At 62.7% G+C, this 3,852-nt stretch carries 8 protein-coding genes; 1 reads left to right on the top strand and 7 read right to left on the bottom strand.

Going from position 1 to position 3,852, the window contains the following annotated elements:
* Positions 1–258: hypothetical protein (locus H928_RS0123240; protein WP_204366339.1), on the top strand; the 258-nt coding region annotated here is incomplete at its 5' end.
* On the opposite strand, the gene H928_RS33810 is transcribed toward H928_RS0123240, so the two are convergent.
* The 7 genes from H928_RS33810 to H928_RS32640 all read right to left on the bottom strand — a co-directional run.
* Positions 255–1,160 carry a Gp49 family protein gene (locus H928_RS33810; RefSeq protein ID WP_021028642.1) on the bottom strand — a complete coding sequence of 302 codons (906 nt, stop codon included), beginning with the start codon at positions 1,158–1,160 and terminating at the stop codon, positions 255–257. The two genes, H928_RS0123240 and H928_RS33810, sit on opposite strands and share 4 nt — an antisense overlap.
* 46 nt (positions 1,161–1,206) lie before the next feature.
* Entirely contained in the window at positions 1,207–1,608 is a 402-nt protein-coding gene (locus H928_RS32980) for a hypothetical protein (RefSeq protein ID WP_204366338.1), read from the bottom strand.
* A gap of 2 nt (positions 1,609–1,610) precedes the next feature.
* Entirely contained in the window at positions 1,611–1,895 is a 285-nt protein-coding gene (locus H928_RS0123225; RefSeq protein ID WP_021028640.1) for a hypothetical protein, read from the bottom strand.
* Between the two features lie 3 nt (positions 1,896–1,898).
* Entirely contained in the window at positions 1,899–2,384 is a 486-nt protein-coding gene (locus H928_RS0123220; RefSeq protein ID WP_021028639.1) for a hypothetical protein, read from the bottom strand.
* The gene (locus tag H928_RS0123215; RefSeq protein WP_021028638.1) at positions 2,381–2,947 is read right to left on the bottom strand and encodes a glycoside hydrolase family 108 protein; all 567 of its coding nucleotides are present in this window, start codon (positions 2,945–2,947) and stop codon (positions 2,381–2,383) included. Before H928_RS0123215 ends, H928_RS0123220 begins: the two co-directional genes overlap by 4 nt.
* A gap of 53 nt (positions 2,948–3,000) precedes the next feature.
* Positions 3,001–3,297 (bottom strand): type II holin, encoded by a 297-nt coding sequence (locus H928_RS0123210; RefSeq protein WP_021028637.1) that lies wholly within the window; start codon positions 3,295–3,297, stop codon positions 3,001–3,003.
* 322 nt (positions 3,298–3,619) lie between these two features.
* Positions 3,620–3,852, bottom strand: a 233-nt coding sequence (locus H928_RS32640) for a hypothetical protein (protein ID WP_043341737.1), incomplete at its 5' end; no start/stop codon positions are given.

Genomic DNA, 3,852 nt, shown 5'->3' with positions numbered 1-3,852 from the left:
AACTCCAGCGCCTTTACAGGAGCCTCGAGCCCGATGTCCCTTTCTGACCGCGAAAAGACCGTTATCGCGCTCTGGCGCCAGTGGCGCAAGAACATGCGCGACCTCAATGATGGGTGGTTCCCCTATTACGATTCGGGCAAACAGGTCCACTTGTTTTTCGAGTACCTGCAGGCTGACCAACCGCACCTGCTGGACATGCCCCGGGTGGATCAGTACCAGCAGGTGAAGGCCTGGGTTCTGCAGGACCTGGAAATCTAGGCCTGGTGCGTTGGCTGTGCGTCGGCGCCGGCCAGCTTGTCGGCCAGGCGGAAACCCAGCAGCAGCCACATCTTTTCGATGGCATTCGCTCGGGCGATGTCGCGGCCGATCTGCGCGTCGAAGTTCTCGGGGCTCACACATGCCGACTCGCCGGTGACCGTGAAACCGTTCTTAAGCTGCAGCACGCAGAAGGTCATACGCTGCGTGGCACCCAGATACCACCCAGCACCACCGAAAACATGCACTGCATTGGCCTGCTGGATCGCGTCGCTGCCGATGAAATAGTGCTCGCTGACAATCTCGGCCTCGATGTCTTCCTTGGTTACGCGCGGTGCGGTCAGGCCCTTGGCTTGAATCTCGCGCTCCTGCGCATCAGCGCCAGCATCGACCACCGGCAGCTTGATGGTGTCCGCCTTCTGGCAGCCCCCGCAACTCGCGTTGCCATAGCCTGCACTGCGCAGTACAGCACCAGTAGATGGGGTGGCAAGTTCCTGGAAGGCAGTGTCAAGTGACTGATTAACCGCGTCCCGCGCCAGCAGGCGATCCAACATCATCTTGGCGTTATCACCCGCCTCCGGAACTATGGCCAAGCAATGGGACGACCTGTTCACAAGCGCCAGCTCCAATTCTTGTCGGTGCGTTCGCGGGCTGGGCCACGACACCGAAGCGACCTTTTTGGTCGTCTCGTTCGTCACGGTGGTGGCCTGCTCGTTGAGCTTGCGCAGAATCTCGTCGCCCATGCCGGCAATGGGGACCAGCAACAGCCCCACACCCAGCACCACAAAAGCGCCCAGGTCGATGGCTTTGGCAGCCGCGCCGAACAGGCGCCAGCCAAAGAAGAACATGAAGGCGATCAGCGCCAAGGCGGCAGCAATCTGCCAATGCTTTTTCAGGAAGGTCATCTTCTCTCCAAGTGATCCGGCAGCCGGCCGGCGCGGGCCAGGTGGCTCAGAAATGGGAGATGCGATCAGCCAACACGACGACGAGCTCATGCATTACGTCCAGCTGTCGGCGCAGGCGGGCTTGTTCCTCGGCTGGCAGCGCCGCGAAAGCCTCGCTCTCGCGGATGAAAGCAGACAGGCGCCCTATCTCCTGCTCGCGCTCCATCTTCTCGGCCACCACACGCTGCTGGAAAGGCTGCAGCGTGCTCGTGGGCTCGGGCATATCCAGGGCCACGCGGACAAAGCAGTCCTTGGCCTCAAGGAGCTTGCGCATGCCGGCGCTCTTCTCAGGGCCATCGGGCAGGAGCTGCTCAAGACTGGCCGCCAGAAGAGAAAGCGGTTGGGCAACGGTCTGCAGCTTTGGCGGCAGGTGCGCATGGGCAAAGTAGCGTGCGGTGGTGGTGGGCATGGTCAATCCTCCAAGCGGCTGTAGCCGCTCTCAAATGCGTTGGCGGGTGAAAACGATTGATGGCCGTCTGCGTGAACCACGAAGTAGCCGCCTGGCTGCGGGCGGTTCTTCATGGCCCAGGGCTCATTGACCCAGAAGGGCGCATAGCGCCCATCGGCCGGCGTGATGAAGGCTTCGCCGCGCGGCACGCCCTCCAGGGGCTCGCGGCTGTAGGTGACGGTTTTGATCTTGAGCGCCCGCACTGTGCTGCGGGACGTGTAGAGGGGCAGTGGGCGTTGTGCGGCCATGCCCTATTCCTTCACTGGGGTGAAGCTGGGCCAGGCGTCGTGGGCGGTGACGACATCACTTGCGTGGCCTGCAGCCTTTGCTGCCATGTCGCCATACGCTGCGCGGCAGTCTTCAAATACGACTCCGAGGGCAGTGGCGTACTCAAGGACGGCGGCAGGGGGAGCAGCGGCAAGTCGGCGGGCGGCATCGGCGTTTTGGTCGCGCAAGCCGTCATTGACGCGGCGCAGGCCATCAAGCTCCAGGCGCTGCAGCGCCTCACGTTTGAGGGATGCATTCAGGGCTCCTTGGTATTTGTCGGTGACGGCCTGCTCGGCCTTGCGCACACGGGTATTGGCAGCGCTTCGCTCCGAGGTGACCTGCTCGCGATACTCGCCAGCCCGCAGCCGTTCGTCGGCCAGGTCAGCACCCAAGCGGGCCTCCTGGAAGAACCAAACCAGCAGGCCTGCCGAGACGGCCACCACGCCATGGGTGATGGTGGCGAGGCTCACCCCAGCACCCCCGCCACCTTTTCGGCGCAACGATCCAGCGGCACATTGCCCAACCGGTGATCCACCCAGCCGACCATGAAGCTGGCATTGGAGGCGCTCTTGGCAAGCTCGGAGTAGTGGGCGGCCTGGTAGCCATCGAGCAGCTTGAGGGTCAGCTCGCAGGCCTTGACCCGGCCCCGGCGCTTCTCCAAGGCTGAATAGGCGGCCAGCGTGCGGGCGCCAATGTCACCATCGACGGCCACGACGGTGAAGTCACGGCCCCCACGGCTCAGATCGTTGAGAGACTGCTGCAGCCAGCGCGCGGCGCGGCCGGGACCGGCGTTCACCCCGATGTCAGTCAGCTTGGTGCCCACCGCCGGAGACAGCGCCAGTAGCTGGTCAAACTTCGGCCCCTTGATGTACGACTCGGCATAGATGTCGATGGCCTTCTCTACCGGCATGCTCGCCATTGGACCTGTGTAGCCACTGTCACGCGCCACAGCCACGGTGATGCCGTGGTTCGTCTCGCCGCCGGCGTCATTGGCGTCGTTGACGTAGCCGCCTTCAACTCCCAGCACGCCCATAACCACAGCGGCGACAAGCGCGGACAGACTTCCCCAGACTTTGCCCCGGCTGCTCACAGATCACCCCGCACAGTCTCATCAGCCAACTTGCCCATGGCGCGGCGGGCCAGATCGCGGCGGTAATCTCGGCGCCACTTCCATACCAAGTAACCAGCCTGCAACGCAATGAACAATAGCGAGGCCACCACGAGCCATTCGCTCAGCGGCAACCCCCACACTTTGAATACGCCCGTGGCAGCTGCTCCAGGTGTCGCGTGGTAGGCCGCGTTGGCAATGTCCTGGCGCTGCTCAGCACTCAAATGCCGGTTGACACCGATTGCGGCAAGGAAGACGACGAGTGCTTTTTTCATGGGCCCATGATCCAGGGCCCAGCCTCTTGCGTCTAACCCTACGCGGGGGAGGATCAGATGGCGGACGCCTGCAGAGCAGAGCTAGCCCCCGATCCAGATCTTTAGGCTCACAGTCTGCCAAGCCACCCCATCAAAAACACGCAGAGGCCGCTGAACCCAAGCGCTGCCATTCCAAACTTTGACGCTGGGAACTGCTATCCAGTCTGAAGGGAACTCCTCCCCAAAAACCAGCTTCCCGCTCCCATCCGCTGGGGCAGTAAAGACGAGTTTTCCATCGAAGACAGCCACCTCTACCCCCTATAAGCTGGAAGAAAATACGGATTTAGGACGGCTTCACTGCGATCACGGGGCCGCCAGCGGTGCATTTGTGCCCACCCGCCAGGTCAATGGCTGTAACTTGGTAGGCCACTCCAACTTCCAGGCCGGTTGCGTGGTAGTAACCCAGGGCATCGGAAAACCCTTCCCAGGCCTTGTAGCCGTCAGCCAGGCGCAGCGCCCACACGCGGGCGCTGGCCACGGGCACCTCGGGCGAACTGGGGCTGGTCTTGAGCATGA

Origin of the sequence: Comamonas sp. B-9, assembly GCF_000410635.1 — a bacterium.
Taxonomy (GTDB): Bacteria; Pseudomonadota; Gammaproteobacteria; order Burkholderiales; family Burkholderiaceae_C; genus Comamonas.
Note: the sequence above shows the minus strand (reverse complement) of the source record. Positions and strands in the feature narration are given on the sequence as shown.

Excerpts from the sequence above, each read along its gene's own strand:
- H928_RS0123210 (WP_021028637.1), bottom strand. The coding sequence starts at position 3,297 with ATGAAAAAAGCACTCGTCGTCTTCCTTGCCGCAATCGGTGTCAACCGG.
- H928_RS0123225 (WP_021028640.1), bottom strand. The coding sequence starts at position 1,895 with ATGGCCGCACAACGCCCACTGCCCCTCTACACGTCCCGCAGCACAGTG.
- H928_RS33810 (WP_021028642.1), bottom strand. The coding sequence starts at position 1,160 with ATGACCTTCCTGAAAAAGCATTGGCAGATTGCTGCCGCCTTGGCGCTG.
- H928_RS0123215 (WP_021028638.1), bottom strand. The coding sequence starts at position 2,947 with ATGGGCGTGCTGGGAGTTGAAGGCGGCTACGTCAACGACGCCAATGAC.
- H928_RS32980 (WP_204366338.1), bottom strand. The coding sequence starts at position 1,608 with ATGCCCACCACCACCGCACGCTACTTTGCCCATGCGCACCTGCCGCCA.